Here is a 21,461-nt window from a genome sequence, read left to right on the forward strand (position 1 = left end):
GGGGATTTGCGCGAAGAATAAAGAGTGAGGAACTAGTAAGGCGCGCATGGCGGAGGGTGAGGCACAGAACGGGCGCGGGCGCGGGCGCAGGCGCGGCGGGATCGCCGTGCTGGCGATTGTGGTCTTTGTGGTCGTCCTGCCCCTTGGGGCGTTGTGGGCGCGACTGTCTGTTGCCCCGATGAGCGTGCCGGATGCTCTGCAAAGCCGGATCGAGGCGCGGATCAACAGCGCGATGTCGGCGGGCGATGTGGCGGTGGGGGACATGGTGCTGGCCCTGCCCCAGGGCGGACGGGCCCCGGCGCTTGAGTTTCGCGATGTGGTGATGACCACGCCCCAGGGCGATGTGCGCGCGGCCTTCCCGGTGCTGCGATTGCGCATGGCGCCGGGCCCGCTGCTGCGCGGTCAGATGCGGGTCAAGCGGATCATCGTGGCGGGCGCGGGCGTGAACATGACGCGCGGTGCCGATGGGCGGGTGGACCTCGATTTCGCCGGGGCGTCAGCCGGGGACGGGGCAGAGCGGACGGTGGTTGAAACCCTGGCGCTCTTGGACCGGATGTTCGCGCGCCCGGCGTTCTCGCATCTGGAGGAGGTTCTGGGCGTCGACATGCAGGTCACCCTGGCCGATGCCATGACCGACCGTGATATCCGCCTGCACAGCGCCGAGGTGCGGCTGGCGCGCGACGCCGGGCGGATCAATCTGGTGATTGGCGGGCAGCTCGAAGGCAGCCGTGATGCGCGCCTGAGCCTGTCGATGCGACGAGATGCGGTGCGGGGGGTGACGGATCTGAGCATGGTCTTCGACACGCTCGCCGCGCGCGATTTGGCGGCGGCCTCGCCCGCGTTGGCCTGGCTTGACCTGATGCGCGCGCCCATCGACGGGCAGTTGAGCGCTGCCATGGCCGACGATGGCAGCCTTGGTGCGCTGAGCGGAGCGTTGGAGATTGGCGCGGGCGAAATCTCACTGCCGGGCCAGGACGCTGCCTTGCCGTTTACCGCCATGGAGGCGCGGCTCATTTATGCGCCCGACACCCGTCGCGCCCGTTTTGAGACCCTGCGCATCGCGGCGGAGCAGTTGAGCTTCCAGGCCGAGGGGCATGCGGATATCAGCCCCGAGGGCACTGTTTTCACAGGGCAATTCGCCCTGCGCGATATCATCGCCCATCCGGATGGCATGTTCGCCGCGCCGCTGGAGGTGGACGGTGCCGCGCTGGATCTGCGGTTGAGCCTGGGCGATGCGGTTCTGATTGAGGTCGGCCAAGCCGCGATTTTTGACGATGATCTGCGGGCCAATGCTAGCGCGCGGATCCGCGCGGCGCCCGAGGGGCTGACGCTGGCGCTGGATGCGCATCTGGTGGAGGCGGATGTCGCCACGGTGCTGTCCTATTGGCCGCTGGACGGGCTGCCCAACACCCGCTGGTGGGTGGACGAGCGGTTGCCTGCGGCCACCGCCCATGGCGTCGATTTCGCCCTGCGCCACGCGCCCGGCGCGCCGCCGATGATGGACCTATCGTTCGATTTCACCGACGCCGACATCATCGCCCTGCCCGACGCACCGCCGATTCTAGGGGCGTCGGGGTTCCTCGCGCTTCAGAACGAACGCTTCTCGGTGGCACTCGATGGCGGCTCGATTGGCGTGCCGGGGCAGGGCGCGGTGTCGATGGCGGGCTCTTGGATGCGGATCGATGACATGATGGTGGCGGTGCCCGTGGCGCAGTTTGACCTCGACCTGGAAGGCGAGGTCAGCGATCTGATGCACGTGCTGGCCGGGCCGCCGTTTGCGGTTCTGGACGTCAGCGGCTACGCCCCGGAAGAAATCGGGCAGGGCCGGATCGTGGGCGAAGTGTCGATCACCACGCCCCTGATGGAGGGCGGTGATCAGCAGGGGTTGGAAGGCGTCGACATTACAGCGACGGGTGTGGCCACGGGGTTTCGCGCCGATGCGCTGGTCCCAGGCCGTGTGCTGACCTCGGACCGGATCACCGTGACGATGACGCCCGAGCAGCTGTCCGTCGGCGGGCCTGCCGCGCTGGACGGGGTGCCGATGACCGCGCAGTGGAGCGTTCTGCTGGACCCCGACGCGCCTGCGGGCAGCCTGGTGGAAGCGCGCGCAACCCTGGACCGGGCGGCGCTGAACACCTTTGGCGTGGCGCTGCCCGAATGGCTGATCTCGGGCCGGGGGGCGGCGGATCTGACCGTGTTCCTGCAAACCGACAGCCCGGCGCGGCTGCAGATCCGGTCTGACCTCGATGGTATCGCGCTGGCCATCCCGCCGCTCGCCTGGTCGATGCCCGCCGCGCGCACCGGCGATTTCGCCGCCGAGATTACGCTTGGCCCCCGTCCAGAGGTGCGCTCCTTGACGCTGGAAGGCGCGGGCCTGTCGCTGGACGGTGCCGTGACGTTCACCGCCAATGGTTTCCTCAACCGCTTCTCGGCGGGGCGGTTTCGGCTGGGGCAATGGCTGGATGTGCAGGGCGGGCTGGTGGGGCGGGGCACCGCCGCGCCGAGCATTGAAGTGACCGGCGGCGTGGTCGATTTCCGCACGATGCCGTCGCTGACCGGCACCGGGGGCCGTGGGTCAGGCGACATTGGCCCGCTCGATATCCGCTTGAATACAATGCAGATTACCGAAGGGATCTCGCTGACGGACCTGCGCGCAAACCTTGAGGGCGCCACCATGTCGGGGGAGTTTCGGGGGCTGGTGAACGGTGGCGCGCAGGTCAGCGGCCAGCTGGTTCCGAGCGCCAACGGGCCGTCGGTCCGCCTGCAATCGCGTGACGGCGGCGAGGTGCTGCGCGCGGCTGATATCTTTGAGAACCTGCACGGCGGCGCGTTCGATCTGATCCTTGCCGCGCGGCCCGAGGCCGGCCAATATGACGGGCGGCTGACCATCGACGGGCCGCGCCTGCGCGATGCCTCGGTCATGGCGGAATTGCTGAACCTGATGTCGGTCGTCGGTCTGCTGGAACAGCTCTCAGGTGATGGCATCAACCTTGGCGATGTGAACGCCGCCTTTCGGATCACGCCGCAACGGATCACCCTGCAAGAGGGCACCGCCGTTGGCCCCTCCATGGGGTTCTCGATGGACGGCGTCTATGATGTCGCGAGCCAACGCTATGAGATGCAGGGCGTCGTCTCTCCGTTCTACATCGTCAACGGGCTTTTCGGCGCGCTTTTCGCCCCCCGGCGCGAGGGGCTTTTCGGCTTCAACTACCGCCTCATTGGCGATAGCGAGGATACGCGAGTGTCGGTCAATCCCCTGTCGATTCTGACGCCCGGTATCTTCCGCGAGATCTTCCGCGCCCCGCCGCCGGATTTCAGCCAATAGGGCGTGCTGTGAAACTAAATGATTTCGACTTCGTCCTGCCCGAAGGCCTGATCGCGACCCGCCCCGCGCGGCCCCGGTCGTCGGCGCGCTTGCTGGTGGCAGAGGGGCCGCAGACCCGTGATCTGACGGTTGCGGACCTACCCTCGGTGCTGCGGCCTGGGGACCGTCTTGTGCTCAACGACACCCGCGTGATCCCGGCGCGCCTGACGGGCACGCGCACACGGATGAGCGCCCAGGGCGAGGTGACGGCGAAGATCGAAGTGACCCTGATGGAGCCGCAGGCCGATGGCACCTGGTCGGCCTTGGCCAAGCCGATGCGCAAGTTGAAGGTCGGAGAGAAAATCATTTTCTCCAATGTGTTGCAGGCTGATGTTAAAGTGATGGATGAAGGGCTGCGCCTGGCGTTCAACCTTAAAGGCGATGATTTCGACGCCGCGCTCAATGCCGCCGGGGCGATGCCACTGCCGCCCTATATTGCGGGCAAACGCGCGCCGGACGCGCGCGACCGTGATGATTACCAGACGATCTGGGCCAAGCGCGCGGGCGCCGTAGCCGCCCCTACCGCAAGCCTCCATTTTGACGAAGCTCTGATGGACGCGCTGACAAAACGCGGCGCCGACATCACCTTCGTTACGCTTCACGTCGGCGCGGGCACCTTCCTGCCTGTCACTGTCGAGGATGTGACCACCCACAAGATGCACGCTGAATGGGGCGAGGTTCGCGAAAAGGCCGCTGCCGAGATCAACGCCACCAAGGCCGCCGGTGGGCGCATCATCCCCGTTGGCACCACCGCCCTGCGACTGATCGAAAGCGCCTCAAAAGACGGACAGATCCATGCCTTCGAGGGCACGACCGAGATCTTCATTTACCCCGGCTACACGTGGCAGATCACCGACGCCCTGATGACCAACTTTCACCTGCCCAAGTCCACGCTTTTGATGCTGGTCTCTGCCCTCATGGGCAAGGAGCGGATGGATGCGGTATATGCCCATGCCATCGCGCATCAGTATCGCTTTTTCTCCTACGGCGACGCGTCTTTGCTAATTCCGTCGCAAACCTGACAGACCTCTCCCGTCGCCCCGCGCTAGCGCTGGGGCAGATCCCTGCCAGCATAAAGGCGCGCGTCATGATCATCGTTATCCGTAGCGCCTGGGCGCTTCTTCTGGGCATGTTCCTTCTGCAGATCGGCAACGGTCTGCAGGGCTCTCTCATGGGCGTTCGCGGCGCGATTGAGGGCTTTTCGACGGTCGAGCTGTCGCTGATCGGATCGGCCTATTTCATTGGCTTTTTGGGCGGGTCTTCCCTGGCGCCCAAGTTCATCGCCCGCGTGGGCCACGTCCGCGTCTTCGCGGCCTTGGGCTCGTTCATATCGGCGATCGTCATCTCGTACCCTATCGTCACCGACCCCTATGTCTGGATGCTGTTGCGGGTCGGGATCGGCTTTTCGCTGTCGGGCGTCTACGTCACCGCTGAGTCGTGGCTCAACAACTCCGCCACCAACGAGACGCGGGGCCAGTCGCTTTCGGCCTATATGCTGATGCAGATGTTCGGCCTTGTGGCGGCGCAGGGCATCCTGGCGGCGGGTGACCCCTCGGGCTGGATGCTGTTTGTCATCCCCTCGATCCTGGTCTCGCTGTCATTTGCGCCCATTCTGCTCTCGGCCACGCCGACCCCCGCGATTGAAGAGACGCGGTCGATGTCACTGAAGCAGCTCTATGTCACCTCGCCCTTTGCCTCGATCTCCATGCTGTTGATGGGCGGGGTCTTTGCGGGCCAGTTTGCGATGGCACCGGTCTATGCGACCGACGCGGGGCTGAACCTGCAACAACTCTCGGGGTTTGTGTCCGCCATCTTTGTGGGCGCGATCATCCTGCAATATCCCATCGGCTGGATGTCGGACCGCATGGACCGCCGGATCCTGATCATCGGCGCGGCCCTTCTGGGCGCGGTGACGGCCATCGCGGGCATGTTCCTGGGCGGCAATTACATAGCACTTCTGATCATCGCCATGTTGTCGGGCGGCCTGGCGCAGCCGCTTTACGCGCTGATTATCGCCTATATCAACGACTACCTGGAGCCCCAGGACATGGCCGCGGCCTCGGGGGGCATGATCTTTGTCAACGGCATCGGCGCAATCTCTGGCCCGCCTATCATGGGCCTGATGATGGCTTATGTCGGCCCCTCCGGCTTCTGGCTGTTCCTTGCGGGCGTGCTTGCCGTGATGGCCGTTTACGGCATCTACCGGATGACCCAGCGCCCCTCTGCCTATACCGAGGAAGACGATTACGACGCGGTGCCCTATGCCTCGATCATGCCGGGCACGGCATCGCCTGTGGCCGTCGAAGCCGCGCAGGAGTATTATGCCGAGGCCGCCGAAGAAATGGCGAGCGATACGGAAGAAGAGGCGCGCCCATGACCAACCCCGCTGATGTCGTCACGTTCTGGCTGACCGCCGGGCCCGAGAAGTGGTATGTTCAGGATGCGGCCTTCGACCAGGCGATCCGCGATCAGTTCGGCGAGGTCTGGCACGCCGCAGACAGCGGGCAGATGCCCGATTGGGCGCAGGACGCCTCCGGCGCTTTGGCCCTGGTGATCCTGCTCGATCAATTCCCGCGCAACATGTTCCGCGAAGATTCCCGGGCCTTCGCGACGGATGCGAAGGCGCTGGAGGTCACGGAAGACTGCCTGTCTAAGGGCTGGGACCTTGAGATTGCCGAACCCGAGCGGCAGTTCATCTACATGCCCTTCATGCATTCCGAGGACATGGCGCACCAGAACCGGGGCGTCGAGTTGATGGACACGCGCATGACGACGGGCAACAACGCGCTGCACGCGCGCGCCCATCGCGAGATCATCGCGCGTTTCGGCCGCTTCCCCTATCGCAACGCAGCCCTGGGCCGGGACATGACCCCAGAAGAGCAGGTGTTTATCGATGGGGGCGGCTACCGCGCGATCTTTCAGGCCCTGGAAGAGGCCAGCTGATCCTGGGCCAAATCCCTTGCAAGGGATTTGTGCAGAGCCTTGCAAGGCTCTGGTAAGGCTTTTGGAAAAGCCTTCCTGCGCCCGGTGGCGGGCGTCGCGCCATGCATTTCGTGCCTCAAGCTATGCGTCAAGCGCAACCCGGCCTGCGACCTAGCGTCAATTGTCCGGTTTGGAGAAATGGTTTAACGCTGAACAAACGCGAAATTCCTGACGTCCCAGACCCGGAGAAGACCCAAATGGCCGCACAAAACTTCGACCTCATCGTAATCGGAGCGGGGCCTGGCGGCTACGTTGCGGCCATCCGTGCCAGCCAGTTGGGCCTGAAAGTCGCCATTGTCGAGCGCGAGCATATGGGCGGCATCTGCCTGAACTGGGGCTGTATCCCGACCAAGGCGATGCTGCGCTCCTCCGAAGTCTTCCACCTGATGGAGCGGGCGAAGGAATTCGGGCTCAGTGCCGAGGGCATTGGGTATGACCTCGACAAGGTTGTCGACCGCTCCCGCAAGGTGGCCAAGCAGCTTTCGGGCGGCGTGGCGCATCTGATGAAGAAGAACAAGGTCACCACGATCATGGGCGAGGCCACGATCCCGGCCAAGGGCAAAGTCTCCGTCAAGACCGAGAAGGGCTCCGAAGAGCTGACCGCCAAGAACATCATTCTCGCCACCGGTGCGCGGGCGCGCGAATTGCCGGGCCTGGAGGCCGACGGCAAGCGCGTGTGGACCTACAAGGCGGCGCTGACGCCGCCGCATATGCCGAAGAAGCTGCTGGTGATCGGCTCTGGCGCCATCGGGATCGAGTTTGCCAGCTTCTACAACACGCTCGGCGCTGACACGACCGTGGTCGAGGTCATGGACCGGGTGCTGCCGGTGGAGGACGCGGAAATCTCGGCCTTTGCGAAGAAGAGCTTTGAGAAGCAGGGCATGAAGATCATGCAGAAGGCGATGGTCAAGCAACTCGACCGGGCCGCCGATAAGGTCACCGCCCATATCGAGGTGGACGGTAAGGTGGAGAAACATGAGTTCGACACCGTGATCTCTGCCGTGGGCATCGTCGGGAATACCGAGAACCTGGGGCTGGAGGCGCTTGGCGTGAAGATCGACCGCACCCATGTCGTGACCGACGAGTTCTGTCGGACCGGTGTGGACGGGCTCTATGCCATCGGCGATATCGCGGGCGCGCCCTGGCTGGCGCATAAGGCGTCGCACGAGGGGGTCATGGTCGCCGAACTGATCTCGGGCAAGAATAACGTCCACCCGATCAAGCCCGAGAGCATCGCGGGCTGCACCTATTGTCATCCTCAGGTCGCTTCCGTGGGGCTCACGGAAGCGAAGGCGAAGGAGCGGGGTTATAAGGTCAAGGTCGGGCGCTTCCCGTTCATCGGCAACGGCAAGGCGATTGCCCTGGGGGAGGCCGAGGGCATGATCAAGACCGTTTTCGATGAGAAAACCGGAGAGCTTCTGGGCGCCCATATGATCGGCGCGGAGGTGACGGAACTGATCCAGGGCTACGTGGTCGGCCAGAAATTGGAGACGACGGAGCAGGACCTGATGGAGACGGTTTTCCCGCATCCCACCTTGTCGGAAATGATGCATGAATCAGTGCTCGATGCCTACGACCGGGTCATCCATATCTGAGCGCTGAATGCCCCTGCTCAAGCTTGAGCACATGGGTTAAGCGCCTGATAACGCACGATCTTCGTGTTATTGTAGAAGAATAAAAACGGGGCGCCACTGTGATGTGACGCCCCGTTTTTTTGGTTCGATGGGCCAGGCGGAAAGCGGCGTCCGGGCCCTTCCTGTCAGCGCCCTATTGCACCGTGATCGGCAGCTCTGCGACGGCGCGGCGGTCCTGGTCCAGGAAATAGCGCAGCACGTAAGAGCCGGGCGTCTCGGGGACCTCGATGGTCAGCGGGCTGCCGTCGGAGGTGCGGGCGTAGACTTCCCACTGGCCGCCGCCGGTGGCGCCTGCGCGCCCCAAGCCGATGAAATCGCGGGGGTAGTTGGGGCCTGTCCACTGGATCTCTAACGAGCCGCCTGCCGCGACCGTTTGGGGGGCGGTCAGGGTGGCCGCGACATCGGTCAAGGCGATGGGCACCTCGGCAATGGCCACGCGGTCCTGACCGATGAAGTAGCGGATCACGTATTCACCGGGCTCGACCGGCATCAGCAATTGCAGGGGAGAGCCTTCATCGGCGCGGGTATAATTCTCCCACTGGCCGCCGCCGGGGGCACCGACACGGCCTATGCCGATGAAATCACGGGGATAATCCGGGCCGGTCCAGCCGAGCTCGACCATGGAGCCGACGGGTGCCGTGGCAGGCGCGGTGATCGTGGCTGCAGGCGCGGTCAACGTGATGTTGGCCTCGGCCTGCACGACGCGGTCCTGATCCACGAAATAGCGGATCACATATTCGCCCGCCGTGGGCGGCGTCAGCAGCATGAGGGGCGAGCCCTCATCGGTGCGGGTATAATTCTCCCACTGTTCGCCACCGGTGGCACCCACGCGCCCTATGGCAATGAAATCACGGGGGAAATCAGGCCCGGCCCAACCGACTTCGATGGTAGAGCCGGCCACGGCGGTGGCGGGCGCGGTGATGGAGGCGGCGGCGGCGGTGAGCGAGATCGGCAGCTCGGCGATCGCCACGCGGTCCTGATCGATGAAGTAACGGATCACGTATTCGCCGGCCTCTGGCGGTGTGACCAGTTGCAGGATCGGGCCTTCCTCGGTGCGGGTATAATTCTCCCACCGTTCGCCGCCTTCGGCGCCGACGCGGCCTATGCCGATGAAATCACGGGGATAATCCGGGCCGGTCCAGGCGACCTCGATGGTGGACCCGGCCACGGCGCTGGCGGGCGCGGTGAGGGTTGCAGCAACAGCGCCCACTTCGATGTTCACGGAGGCCAGCGCGGTGCGGTCCTGGCCCTCGATATATTCGATGACGTAAGCGCCGGGCTCTGCCGGCATTTGCAGCACTGCGGGGTTGCCCCGGTTGGTGCGCACCGTCTCGGCGAAGCGGTGGTAGCCTTCGCTGCCCGGCGTGCGGATGGCGATGAAATCGTTGGGGTAATCCGGCCCGGTCCAGCCGATTTCGAGCGTCGCCCCGGCCTGGGCCGTGGCGGGTGCGGTAAGCGTGGCGGCGACCTCGGTGACGGTGATCTGCGAAGCGGCCAGCGGCGTGCGATCCTGCGCCTCGATATATTCGATCAGGTAGGTGCCGGGCACGGTCGGCATCAGCAGCCGCGCCGGGTTGCCGCGATCCACCGCGATGGTGTTTTCGAAGCGGTGATAGCCTTCGCTGTCGGGCGCACGGACCGAGATGAAGTCGTTGTTGTACTCAGGCCCCGTAAATCCGACCTCAATCGTGGTGCCAGCGGGGGCGGAGGAAGGCGCGGTGATTGTGGCAGCCACGGCGGTGATCTCGATCTGTGAGACGGCGAGCGGCGTGCGGTCCTGGGCCTCGATATATTCGATCAGGTAGGTGCCGGGCTCCGTCGGCATGGCGAGGCGGGCGGGGTTGCCGCGATCTGCCGCGACCGTGTTGACGAAGCGGTGGTAGCCTTCGCTGTCCGGCGCGCGGACGGCGATGAAGTCGTTGCGGTATTCCGGCCCGGTGAAGCCGACCTCGATGGTTTCGCCCGCAGACGCCGTGGCGGGTGCGGTGATCGTGGCGGAGACATCCGTGACCTCGATGGTGGCGGAGGCCAAGGGGCGGCGGTCCTGGCTGATGATGTATTCGATCACATAGGTGCCGGGCTCGGACGGCATCGCGAGGCGGGCGGGATTGCCGCGATCCACGCCGACAGTGTTGACGAAGCGGTGGAAGCCTTCGCTGTCGGGCGCGCGCACGGCGATGAAGTCGTTGCGGTATTCGGGGCCGGTAAAGCCGACCTCGATGGTGTCACCGGCGGCAGCGGTGGCGGGCGCGGTGATTGTGGCGGTGACTTCCGTGATCTCGATCGTTTGCGAGGCGAGCGGCGCGCGGCCGTCGTTGCGGATATATTCGATCACATAGGTGCCGGGGTAGGTCGGCATCAGCAGGCGGACGGGGTTGCCGTCGTCAATGCCTGCGGTATTGGCGAAGCGGTGGAAGCCTTCGCTGTCGGGCGCGCGGATGGCGATGAAGTCATTGCGCTCTTCCGGGCCGGACCAGCCGACGTCGATGGTCGAGCCCGCGACGGCGGTTGCGGGCGCGGTGACGGTGGCCTGGGGGATGGGTTCGTCGAACACGACGATGATCTCGCGCGGTTGATCGACGATCACGAAGTCGACGGATTGCTCGATTTCCTGGGCGGTCCAATAGGCGGTGACGCGGTAGGCGCCCCGGGACATCTGGAAGGTGGCGGGGTTGGAGGTGACGGGGTTGGTGCTGAGCGGCTCGACATCCCAGATCACCGGATCGGTGATCGTCACGCCACCAACGTCGCCGATGCGAGCGACGAAATCGACGTCGACCAGAAGGGCGGGCAGGGGGACGATGACCTCTTGCGGGGTGTTGGGCTGGACCGTGAAGCTGGCCTCGTGGGTGGTGCCGGTGTTGGCGCGCACGACCTCCAGGCGGTAGTCGCCGGGCAGAAGCGCGACGTTGCCACCCGGCGCCACGACGGGGCCGAGAAGCGTGGTGTTTGTGCTGCCAAAGAGCGTCCAGGACAGCTGCGAGGCGGGGACCGACATGTCGGGCTCTACCCGGGCGGTGAAGGTGACTGGGCTGGTTTCGACGATGGCGGGCATGCGCACGATGATGAGGTCCGAGCGGTCCTGTTCGACCACGACGTTGGTCTGGTAGGTGACCGCTCCCGAGGGTTCCATGCGGGTGGCCTGAATGGTGTAAAGGCCTGCGTCGAAAGCGAAATCGAGGCTGGCGCCGGGCAGGCCGTCGGCGATGATGGTGTTGGCCTCGCCGATGATGCGCCAGGTGATCGGGCGGGTGGCGAGCGCGCCGTTGGGCTCCACCTGCGCCTCCAAGCGCATCAGGGTGGGGGTGGCCGCGACGACCTGTTCCAGCGCCTGGCTCAGCTCGGCGGCGTTGTCGGCGGTCAGGAACTGGCCGCCGGTGTTGTCGGCGATGCACTGCATCTGGGCGCGGGCCTCGGGCTCGGCGGCGACGTCGAAGCCGATGACATGGGCGGTGAAATCGACGCCGGAGGCTTCGAGTTCCGCGGCGATGGCGCAGGGGTCTGGGTTACAGTTCTCGATCCCGTCGGAGACGAGGATGACGGTGGCGGCTTCCTCGGTGGAGCGCAGGGACTGCGCGGCGGCGATGACCGCGTCCGTCATTGGTGTACGCCCACGGGGGTTAATGGCGTTCACGGCTTCCAAAATGCGCGCCTGGGTGCCGGGGGCGGGGGCGACAATCGTCTCAATATCCGTGCAGCTGCCGCGCTGACGGTGGCCGTAAACCGTGAGGCCAAGCGACACGTCGTCGGCCATATCCGCCAGCATCTCGGCAATCACTTCGCGCGCGATGACGATCTTGTTCACCCCGTCGATCTGCCCCCACATCGAGCCCGATCCATCCAGCACCAGAATCGTGTTGGGCCGGTCCGCCGATTGGGCCAAAGCCGAAAGCGGTAACAAAATAAGGGTGATCAGGGCGAGGAGAAACGCGCGCATGGGGGCATCCGTTCTAGAAAATATGGCAGCGGGCCGGAAAATACCCGGCATCCGCAGACACGGTAGCGTGTTCCATCCGATCCGCAAAGGGTCGGATTTCCACCGTTTTCCCCTTTTGCGCCCCCCGCTTGACGGGGCCGGCGAAACAACGGAAGCAGACGGCATGCAGGACGCCCGCACCCCCTGGCCGCTGATCGCGGCCCTCTACCTGACCGGGTTGATCGCGGGCATGCAGTTCACCAAGATCTCGCTGACCCTGACCACCCTGGCCGAGGTCTATCCCGGTTGGCCCGTGGCCTTCGCCGTCTCGGGCGTTGCGGTGGTGGGGATCCTTTTTGGCGTCATGGCGGGCGGGATCACCGCCAGCTTCGGGCCGCGCCGGGCGATCCTTTGGGCGTTGGGGGCCTCGGCCACCGTCGGCGCGGTGGAGGCATTTCTGCCGCCGTTTCAAGTGTTTATGGCACTTCGTGTCGTCGAGGGGGCGGGCCATCTGGTTTTGGTGGTGGCCGTGCCGACGCTGATGGCGCGGCTGGCGGCACCCCGGCACCGGGCCATGGTGATGGGTCTGTGGTCCACCTTCTTCGGCGTCGGTTTCGCCTTCGCCGCGCTTGTCATGGGCGAGAACCTGCACGCGGCCTACGGCGGCCACGCGGCGTTTGCGGCGGTGATGCTGGCGGTACTTTGGATGATGTTGCCGAGTGGCGTTGTCGTCGCGCGTCGCCCGTTGCCGCGCCTGTCGGATCACCTGATGATCTATTCCACGCCGCGCCTTTTTGCGCCGGGTCTGGGCCACGGCATCTACGCGATGCTGTTCCTGGCCCTCGTCACCTTCCTGCCCACCGCCCTCGGCGCGCTGTGGCTGGCGCCGATCCTGCCGCTGGCGAGCATTGCCGGGTCGTTCCTTGCGGGCGTGCTGGCGCGGTGGATCGCACCCGGGACGCTCGTTTGGATGACCTTCGCCTCGATGGCGGCGCTGTTTGCCGTCACCATGGTGGCGGGGGCGGCCGCCCCTTACGTCTTGATCTTCGCGATGGGCCTCAGCGGCATCGTTGCGGGCGCAGGTTTCGCCGCGGTGCCCTGGCTGAACGAGGCCGACGACGACCGCGCGCTGTCCAATGGCGCGTTGGCGCAGTTGGGTAACATCGGCACGTTTACGGGCACGCCTGTGCTGGCCGCCTTGGGCGCGGGCGCCTACCTGCCGACGGCGATTATCGTCTGTATCTTGGCAGCAGCCGTCACTGGACTGGCCTACCGCGCTGCGTGTTCTTGAATTGTTCCTCTTTTTCAGTTGGAGACTCAGACGCTACCGCCTATGTATTGCGCAAGTGTTAACCGGGGGCGGGCATGGCCGAGCTGAAGAACATCGAGGTGCGCGGCGCGCGCGAGCATAACCTCAAGGATATCGACGTCGACATTCCCCGCGATCAGCTGGTGGTGATTACCGGGCTGTCGGGCTCGGGCAAGTCGTCTTTGGCGTTTGATACGATCTATGCGGAGGGGCAGCGGCGCTATGTTGAGTCGCTATCGGCTTACGCACGCCAATTCCTTGATATGATGGAGAAACCTGACGTCGATCACATCAGCGGCCTGTCGCCCGCGATCTCGATTGAGCAGAAGACGACGTCGAAAAACCCGCGCTCTACCGTCGGCACGGTGACGGAAATTTACGACTACCTCCGCCTGCTGTTTGCGCGCGCGGGCACGCCCTATTCACCCACCACCGGGCAGCCGATTGAGGCGCAACAGGTCCAGGATATGGTCGACCGTGTGATGGCGATGGAGGAGGGGACGCGTGCCTACCTGCTGGCCCCGATCATCCGCGACCGGAAGGGCGAGTACCGCAAGGAATTCCTGGAGCTGCGCAAGCAGGGTTTTCAGCGCGTGAAGGTGGACGGGAAGTTCTATGAACTGGATGAGCCGCCGACGCTCGACAAGAAATTCCGCCATGACATCGACGTGGTTGTCGACCGCATCGTTGTGCGCGAAGGGGCCGAGACGCGTCTGGCCGACAGCTTCCGCACGGCTTTGGATTTGGCCGATGGGATTGCGATCTTAGAGACGGCGGTGAAGGACGAGGAAGAGCCGGAGCGCTTCACCTTCTCCGAGAAATTTGCCTGTCCTGTCAGTGGCTTCACCATCCCCGAGATTGAGCCGCGCTTGTTCTCGTTCAACGCGCCGTTCGGGGCCTGCCCGTCGTGTGACGGCCTTGGGATGGAGCTGTTTTTCGACGAAGGGCTGATGGTTCCCGACAAGGCGCTGTCCCTGGAAGACGGCGCGATTGCGCCGTGGCGGAAAGGGAAAAGCCCGTATTTCGTGCAAACGATTGAGGCGATTGCCAAGCATTACGGGTTCAACGCGAAGACCAAGTGGAAGGACCTGTCCGAGGACATCCAGCAGGTGTTCCTGCGCGGCTCAGGCGAGGAAGAGATCAAGTTTCGCTATGATGAGGGCGGGCGCGTTTACCAGGTTGAACGGACGTTCGAGGGCGTGATCCCCAACATGGAACGCCGCTATCGCGAGACGGATTCTGCGTGGATTCGCGAGGAATTCGAGCGATTCCAGAACAACCGCCCCTGCGGCGATTGCGGCGGCTATCGCCTGCGCGAAGAGGCGCTGGCGGTGAAGATCGGGGCGCGCGATGCGTTGTTGCATGTGGGCCAGGTGGTGCAGATGTCGATTGCAGAGGCCTTGGCCTGGGTGGAGACGGTGCCAGATGCCCTGAGCAACCAGAAGAATGAAGTCGCGCGCGCGATCCTGAAGGAGATCCGCGAGCGGCTGGGGTTCTTGAATAACGTGGGACTTCAGTATCTTACCCTGTCCCGGAACGCGGGCACGCTTTCGGGTGGGGAGGCGCAGCGGATCAGGCTCGCGTCACAGATCGGCAGCGGTCTGACGGGGGTGCTTTATGTGCTGGACGAGCCCTCGATTGGCCTGCATCAGCGTGACAATGACCGGCTGCTGACGACGCTGAAGAACCTGCGCGACCAGGGCAATACGGTGATCGTCGTGGAACACGATGAGGAGGCGATCCGCGAGGCGGATTATGTGTTCGACATCGGCCCCGGCGCGGGGGTGCATGGCGGGCAGATCGTCGGGCAGGGCACGCCCGCGGATCTGATCGCCAACCCGGCCTCGATCACCGGAGATTATCTGGCCGGGCGGCGCGAGATCGCCATCCCCGGCAAGCGGCGCAAGGGCAACAAGAAGAAGCTGACGGTGGTGAAGGCCACGGGTAACAACCTGCAAAACGTTACGGCGGAGTATCCGTTGGGGCAGTTTGTCTGCGTCACCGGCGTGTCGGGGGGCGGTAAGTCGACGCTGACGATTGAGACGCTGTTCAAGACGGCCTCGATGAAGCTGAACGGCGCGCGGCAGACGCCGGCGCCCTGCGAGACGATCAAAGGGCTGGAGCATCTGGACAAGGTGATCGACATCGACCAGCGCGCGATTGGGCGCACGCCGCGGTCGAACCCCGCGACATATACTGGTGCGTTTACCCCGATCCGCGATTGGTTCGCGGGACTTCCTGAAGCGAAAGCAAGGGGTTACAAGCCGGGGCGGTTCAGCTTCAACGTCAAGGGCGGGCGCTGTGAGGCGTGTCAGGGCGACGGGCTGATCAAGATCGAGATGCACTTTTTGCCGGACGTTTATGTCCAATGCGAGACCTGCAAGGGCCAGCGGTATAACCGCGAAACGCTGGAGATCCGGTTCAAGGGCAAGAGCATTGCGGATGTCCTGGACATGACCGTGGAAGACGCGCAGGAGTTCTTCAAGGCGGTGCCCTCGATCCGGTCGAAGATGGACGCGCTGATGCGGGTTGGCTTGGGTTATATCAAGGTCGGCCAGCAGGCGACGACGCTCTCAGGTGGCGAGGCGCAGCGGGTGAAGCTGTCGAAGGAGCTGGCGAAGCAATCGACGGGGCGGACGCTCTATATCCTGGATGAACCGACGACGGGTCTGCATTTTGAGGACGTTCGTAAGTTGTTGGAAGTGCTGCATGAATTGGTGGATCAGGGGAACTCTGTCGTGGTGATTGAGCACAACCTGGATGTCATCAAGACCGCCGATCATATCATCGATATCGGCCCCGAAGGCGGTGACGGCGGCGGGCAAATCGTGGCCACGGGCACGCCGGAGCAGGTGGCGACCATCGCCGAAAGCCATACCGGGCGCTACCTCGGCCCGATGCTGGACGCGCGCAAGCACGCCGCTGAATAGGTGGTGTTGCAGGTCATTGGGGCTGCGCTGGGGGCCGTCGCGACGCGGTGGCGCGCATCCCTGGTGGTGCTGATGCTGATCTTTGTGCCGATGGCGCTTCCCTTCGTGCTGTTCGAACTGGTTAATGGGCTCGTGATGCGTGGGGATGCGGGGGCCGACATCATTCTACGCTACATCACGGGGCCGGTCAGTAGCCCCAGCACAATCACGTTGATCCTTGGGATGTGGCTTTTGCTGTTGGGCCCCTGGGCGATGGGTATTTGGGGCGCGACGGGGACGGGCGCTGTGCGGTTCCGGATCGGTTGGGAGCCCTATGTGCGCTATCTGGTCATCGTGCTTGGGGCCGCGGTGGTCATGGTAGTGGACGACATCGCAATCCTGCTGTTTGGCCTTACCGGTTGGGGCCCCGTGTTTCCCGCGCTCGCCTTTGATTTTGCAGCCCTTTACGTCGTTTTCCGCGCCGCCCCGGCCGCGCCCGCTGTTCAGAGCGGCGGTCTGCTGGACCTGCGCGGCACCTGGCGAGGCTCCCGCCCTGATCGATGGCGGATCCTGGGCCTCGCGGCCCTTTGGACGGGGTTGGGCGTGGTGTTCATGGCAGCCGCTCAGATCGCAGCCTTTGGCGTGACGCTAGCCTTGGAAAGCGTCGATGTGGGGACGTCGCTCTGGCCATTGCTTCTGGTGTCAGGGGCACCTGGGTTGATCACCGGCACGGCGGCAGCGCTGGTCACGCTCGTGTCGCTGGCGATCTTCTGGACCTTGGCCGAGCGCTATGGCGATCAGCCCTGACCGCTGCGCATCATGCGCCAGTGCAGCGCGATGTTGGGGAAGAACAGCAGCACGAAGCCGAAGGTGAAAAACGCCGCGAACAGGAGCGGGATCCACAGCACGCTGAGGATCACGCCTACACCCCCGGTGATCTTGTTGGCCCTGCGTCCGGGCACGAAGCGGTGCAGCCAGGAGTGAAGCAGGCGACCTCCGTCGAGGGGCAGAACCGGGATCAGGTTGAAGAGCGCCAGGAAAAGGTTGAGCTGCGCGAACAGGGCGAGCGTGCGGTAGACCTCTGATTGCGCCCGGGGCGGTCCGGTGATCCAGGTGCCATTGATGTTCATCGGTTCGGGCGGCGGGGCGGCGAGCATCGGCAGGATCAGCGTGGCCAGCGCCCAGAGGGCGAGGTTCACCAGGGGCCCCGCGATGGCGATGAACTCGGCCTGGCGCGGGGTGACGCGGGCGTCGTGTTCGCAAAAGCCGCCGCCGCCAAACAGCACCACGCGGGTGACGGGCACGCCTTGGACGACGCAGGCGGCGGCGTGGCCAAGCTCGTGCAGCAGGATCGCGAGCAGGATCAGGGCGAAAAACAGGGCGGCTGCGAGGAGGCCGCTCTCTAAAAAGAGCGCGCCGAGGAGGGCCGCGAGGAACAGAAGGCTAATGTCGAATTGGATCGGGATGCGCCAGGGGCCGGGGAGGGTCAGGAAGATGGAATTGCCCATCAGGTGGCCACGGGCAGGGCGTCGAGCCCGTGGAAATGGTAGATGTCGGCGTAGCGGGGCGGGGTGGTCAGGCGGAGTTGCGGGCAGCGTTGGAACAGGATCGGCAAGGCGATTTGCAGCTCCAACCGCGCCAGCGGCGCGCCGACGCAGAAGTGCAAACCCGCGCCGAAGGCCAGTTGTGCGGGGGTTTTGGTGCCTGGTGCGTAGCGGGTGGGGTCGAAGGTGTCGGGGTTGAGGTAGGCGGCGGGATCGCGGTTGGCGGCGCCCAGAAGCAGGGCGACTTGGTCGCCGCGCTGGAAGGTGTGGCCTGCGACGGTAACGGCCTCATAGGCCGTGCGGGTGAACATATGCAGCGGCGGGTCGATGCGCAGAAGTTCCTCCAAGAAGGGCGCGTCCGTGGGGGTGAGCCCCTGTTCGAGGCACAGTTTCACGCCGTTGCCGATGGAATGGACCGTCGCCTCATGGCCCGCGTTCAAAAGCAGGATGCAGGTGGTGATCAGCTCATCGGTCGATAGCTTCTCGCCGTCTTCTTCCGCCGCGATCAGGGCGGTGATCAGGTCATCCTCGGGGTGGTTGCGCTTGCGCTTCACGTAGTCTCGCATGAAGGCCACGAACTCCTCTGTCGCTTTGACGGCGGTGTCCTCATCGGCCCGGGTGCGGCCCGCCTGATACATCATCACCATGGCGTTGGACCAGCGCAGCAGGCTTGGGGCCATGTCCTCGGGCACGCCCAGAAGGCGGGCGATGATGGTGACGGGGAGGGGGCGGGCGAAGGTGTCGAGCAGGTCGTGGCGGCCCGGGCCGGGGGGGAACTTGTCGATCAGGTCATGGGTCAGCTGGGTGATCTCGGGCGCCAGTTCCTTGATCCGCCGGTTGGTGAAGGCGCGCAGCACGAGGCCGCGCAGGCGGGTGTGGCGGGGCGGCTCCAGCTCCAGCATGGAGTGGGCTTCGACATCGTAGAAGGGTTTGAGGTGGTCGGGGACGGGGAGGGCGTCGATGGGTTCGCGCCCGAAGCGGCGGTCGCGCAGGATGGCATTAGTGGTGGCGTGATCCGTGGTGCAGGGCATCGCGTAGTCGTGCCAGTACACCAGCGGGCCCTGGGCGCGGGCCTGGGCGTAGAACGGGTAGGGGTTCTGGACGAAGGTGGGATCAAGAGGGGGCTGGTGGACGGTGGGTAGGGCCAAGGTCGGGAGCCTCCGGCGGGGATATTTGAAGAACGGGGAAGGGGCGGTTCCGCAAGAGGGGAACCGCCCGCCTGGGGTAGAGGGTCGTGCAGCGGGCGCGGTGTCAATCGGCGCCGCGCACCGGGATCGTGGTCATCGGGTCGGGTTTCACGACCCGTTGGATGAAGAAGATCACGGCGGCCAGGCCGATGCCCGCGAGGTCCGTGGTGATGCCGCCTGCGATCAGCAGGAGGGCGGCGAGGATCAGGCCCACGCGCAGGAACCACACGGCGCGCCCGCCCAGGAACCAGCCCTGGATGCCCGAGGTCAGCAGGAAGATGCCGACGATCGCGGTGATGCCGGCGCGCGCAATGTTGTACCAGGCCGGGGCCTCATGGACCATTTCGCCCGCCACCTCGACGATGGGGCCCTGCATCAGCAGGTTGCCGTTGTAGAAGAACATGAACGGCACGATGAAGGCGGCGATGCCGATCTTGAAGGACGCGACAGAGGTCTCCATCGGGTTGGAGCCCGAGATACCCGCCGCCGCATAGGAGGCCAGCGCCACGGGGGGCGTGATGGCGGAGACGACGGCGAAGTAGAAGACGAAGAAGTGCGCGGTCAGTTGCGGGATGCCGAGGGACACGAGGCCCGGCGCCACGACGGAGGCCGCGACGGCGTAGGCGGCGGTGGTGGGCATACCCATCCCCAGAAGGATCGCGATGCACATGGCGAAGAAGAGCGCCAGGAGTTGGGAGACGCCCGCGAGGTCCAGAAGCACCGCCGAGAAGCGGGCGCCGACACCGGTGAGGCTGATCACGCCGACGATGATACCGGCGCAGGCGCAGACCGCGATGATCTGGATCGACATGACGCCCGCAATCTCCAGGCCCCGCAGCAGGCCCTTGAGGCCCAGGCCGATGGTGCTGTCGGGCTTCATCATCTCGGAGACCGAGATGAAGACAAAGGCGGCCACGACGATCAGGCCGGTGATTGTGCCAAGCGAGGTGATCAGGGCGCTGGGGTCCGCGCCGGGTGCTGGGGCGGGGGTTATGATCCAGACTGCCGTCAGGATCAGGGTCATCACGGTGATGGCGAGGACGAAGAGCCGCTGGATCGACCATCCGCCGCGCGGGATGAAGTGCTCGGGCGCGGCCCAGGACACGACGACGGCGGCGATGGTGGCCAAGGTTCCGGCTCGGATCACCGAATAGCCCATGAAGAGCGCGAAGATCAGGATGATGATCGGCAGGAACAGGAAGACCTTCTTGGCCATTTCCTTGAACTTCGGCAGCTCATCCTCGCGCATGCCGCGCATGCCCAGTTTCGCGGCCTCGAAATCCACCATGAAGTAGATAGAGGCGAAGTAGAGCACCGCCGGGATCAGCGCGGCGATGGCGATGTCCTGGTAGGGAATGCCAGTGATCTCGGCCATGATGAAGGCGCCTGCGCCCATGATGGGTGGCATGATTTGGCCACCTGTCGAAGCCGCAGCTTCCACGGCGCCAGCGGTTTTCTTGTGGTAGCCGACTTTCTTCATCAGCGGGATGGTGAGCGAGCCTGTGGCCACAACGTTTCCTGCAGAGGTGCCGTTGATCATGCCCATCAGGCCGGAGGCGAAAATCGCCACTTTCGCGGGGCCGCCGCGCGCGCGGCCTGCGGCGGCGAAGGCGAAGTTGACGAAGTAGTCGCCGACTTTGGAGGCCTGCAGGAACGCGGCAAAGATGATGAAGAGGATGATGTAGGTCGAGGAGACCGCCGTGGTTGGCCCGAGGATGCCTGCGTCGGTGTAGACAAAGCCGAAGAAGCGTTGCCAGTCATAGGGGTTTTGCACCGCCAAGAGGCCCGGCAGGAGGTGCGCCGTGAAGGTGTAGGCGAGGAAGACGCCGGTGATAATCACCAGGGCCAGGCCCGCAACGCGGCGGGTGAGTTCCAGGATCATGGCCGCGCCCGCGGTGGCGGCGAAGGCCACGCCGATGGGAACGAAGGAGGTGCCCACGGAATTGCGCGCGGCGGTGGAATAGATCGGGATCAGGTAGAGGGCCACGACCAGCGCGCAGATGGCCAGGACGATGTCGGAAGCGGCGAAGGAGCCTCGGCCCTGACGCTCAAACCAGCTGAGCACGATGGCGCCGCCGGTGGCGGTCAGCAGGGGGATGCCGAAGTGCCAGACCTCGGCGTTGTAGATTTCCGTGCCGGGGAAGGCGGCCCAGGTGGTGAGACCGCCCATCTGCGGCAGCTCTCCCCCGTTTATCTGGCCGATGAAGCCCAGGACCGTGAAGCCCGCATAAAGCGCAGGTAGGGCGAAGACCGCCGCCACCAGCGAAATCACCTTGGTCGAGCGGTCCGTGCTGGTGTCCGTTCCGAAGGTATGGGCCGAGAACAACATGAACCCCAGGGCCAAAGCGCCCGCGATGTGGACGATGCGGAAGTTCCACGTCTCCATCGGGAATTGCGGCAGGAAGGGCAGGTCGATGCCCGTCATCGACGACAGCGACAGACCGTTGAGGGCGGCCATGTGGAAGCCCGCATAGAGGACCGACATGACCCCGATGATGATCAGAGAGACATCCTTGAACTCGCGCTGGTTGCTGGCCGCGGGTTCGTCATCCACGCCTTCCGCAATGACGGGGCCTTCAACTTGGTCTTGTGCGGCTGTCTGGTCGGTCATGGTGT

At 64.8% G+C, this 21,461-nt stretch carries 12 protein-coding genes; 8 read left to right on the top strand and 4 right to left on the bottom strand.

Features of this window, described 5'->3' with window-relative positions; translation table 11 throughout:
• The first annotated feature begins 46 nt into the window (after positions 1–46).
• The 5 genes from AC6I9R_RS10745 to lpdA all read left to right on the top strand — a co-directional run bounded on the left by AC6I9R_RS10745 (position 47) and on the right by lpdA (position 7,941).
• Complete coding sequence (locus tag AC6I9R_RS10745) at positions 47–3,325, top strand: YhdP family protein (RefSeq protein ID WP_461425570.1); 3,279 nt, start codon at positions 47–49, stop codon at positions 3,323–3,325.
• 8 nt (positions 3,326–3,333) lie between these two features.
• Positions 3,334–4,386, top strand: coding sequence for a tRNA preQ1(34) S-adenosylmethionine ribosyltransferase-isomerase QueA (queA, locus tag AC6I9R_RS10750; protein WP_461425571.1), 1,053 nt, complete (start codon positions 3,334–3,336; stop codon positions 4,384–4,386).
• Between the two features lie 65 nt (positions 4,387–4,451).
• On the top strand, positions 4,452–5,741 hold the full coding sequence (locus AC6I9R_RS10755) for an MFS transporter (RefSeq protein WP_461425572.1): 1,290 nt from the start codon (positions 4,452–4,454) through the stop codon (positions 5,739–5,741).
• Positions 5,738–6,307, top strand: a complete 570-nt coding sequence (locus AC6I9R_RS10760) for a DUF924 family protein (protein ID WP_461425573.1) — start codon at positions 5,738–5,740, stop codon at positions 6,305–6,307. The genes AC6I9R_RS10755 and AC6I9R_RS10760 overlap by 4 nt, the downstream gene beginning before the upstream one ends.
• Before the next feature lie 236 nt (positions 6,308–6,543).
• A complete protein-coding gene (lpdA, locus tag AC6I9R_RS10765) occupies positions 6,544–7,941 on the top strand; it encodes a dihydrolipoyl dehydrogenase (protein ID WP_461425574.1) in 1,398 nt (465 codons plus the stop codon).
• Positions 7,942–8,113: 172 nt separating this feature from the next.
• On the opposite strand, the gene AC6I9R_RS10770 is transcribed toward lpdA, so the two are convergent.
• Positions 8,114–11,917: a vWA domain-containing protein gene (locus AC6I9R_RS10770; protein ID WP_461425575.1), complete on the bottom strand. Its 3,804-nt coding sequence runs from the start codon at positions 11,915–11,917 to the stop codon at positions 8,114–8,116.
• A gap of 163 nt (positions 11,918–12,080) precedes the next feature.
• On the opposite strand from AC6I9R_RS10770, the gene AC6I9R_RS10775 reads away from it, so the two are divergent.
• From AC6I9R_RS10775 to AC6I9R_RS10785, 3 genes are all read left to right on the top strand, one after another.
• Positions 12,081–13,187 carry an MFS transporter gene (locus AC6I9R_RS10775; RefSeq protein WP_461425576.1) on the top strand — a complete coding sequence of 369 codons (1,107 nt, stop codon included), beginning with the start codon at positions 12,081–12,083 and terminating at the stop codon, positions 13,185–13,187.
• Between the two features lie 74 nt (positions 13,188–13,261).
• Positions 13,262–16,135, top strand: a complete 2,874-nt coding sequence (uvrA, locus tag AC6I9R_RS10780; protein ID WP_461425577.1) for an excinuclease ABC subunit UvrA — start codon at positions 13,262–13,264, stop codon at positions 16,133–16,135.
• Positions 16,136–16,141: 6 nt separating this feature from the next.
• Complete coding sequence (locus AC6I9R_RS10785; RefSeq protein WP_497863106.1) at positions 16,142–16,921, top strand: hypothetical protein; 780 nt, start codon at positions 16,142–16,144, stop codon at positions 16,919–16,921.
• On the opposite strand, the gene AC6I9R_RS10790 is transcribed toward AC6I9R_RS10785, so the two are convergent.
• The 3 genes from AC6I9R_RS10790 to AC6I9R_RS10800 all read right to left on the bottom strand — a co-directional run bounded on the left by AC6I9R_RS10790 (position 16,912) and on the right by AC6I9R_RS10800 (position 21,456).
• On the bottom strand, positions 16,912–17,622 hold the full coding sequence (locus AC6I9R_RS10790; protein ID WP_461425579.1) for a site-2 protease family protein: 711 nt from the start codon (positions 17,620–17,622) through the stop codon (positions 16,912–16,914). The genes AC6I9R_RS10785 and AC6I9R_RS10790 overlap by 10 nt on opposite strands.
• Positions 17,622–18,806, bottom strand: a complete 1,185-nt coding sequence (locus AC6I9R_RS10795; protein WP_461425580.1) for a cytochrome P450 — start codon at positions 18,804–18,806, stop codon at positions 17,622–17,624. Before AC6I9R_RS10795 ends, AC6I9R_RS10790 begins: the two co-directional genes overlap by 1 nt.
• A 103-nt stretch (positions 18,807–18,909) precedes the next feature.
• Positions 18,910–21,456: a TRAP transporter permease gene (locus AC6I9R_RS10800; RefSeq protein ID WP_461425581.1), complete on the bottom strand. Its 2,547-nt coding sequence runs from the start codon at positions 21,454–21,456 to the stop codon at positions 18,910–18,912.
• Positions 21,457–21,461: the final 5 nt, after the last annotated feature.

The organism is Gymnodinialimonas sp. (genome assembly GCF_059726805.1).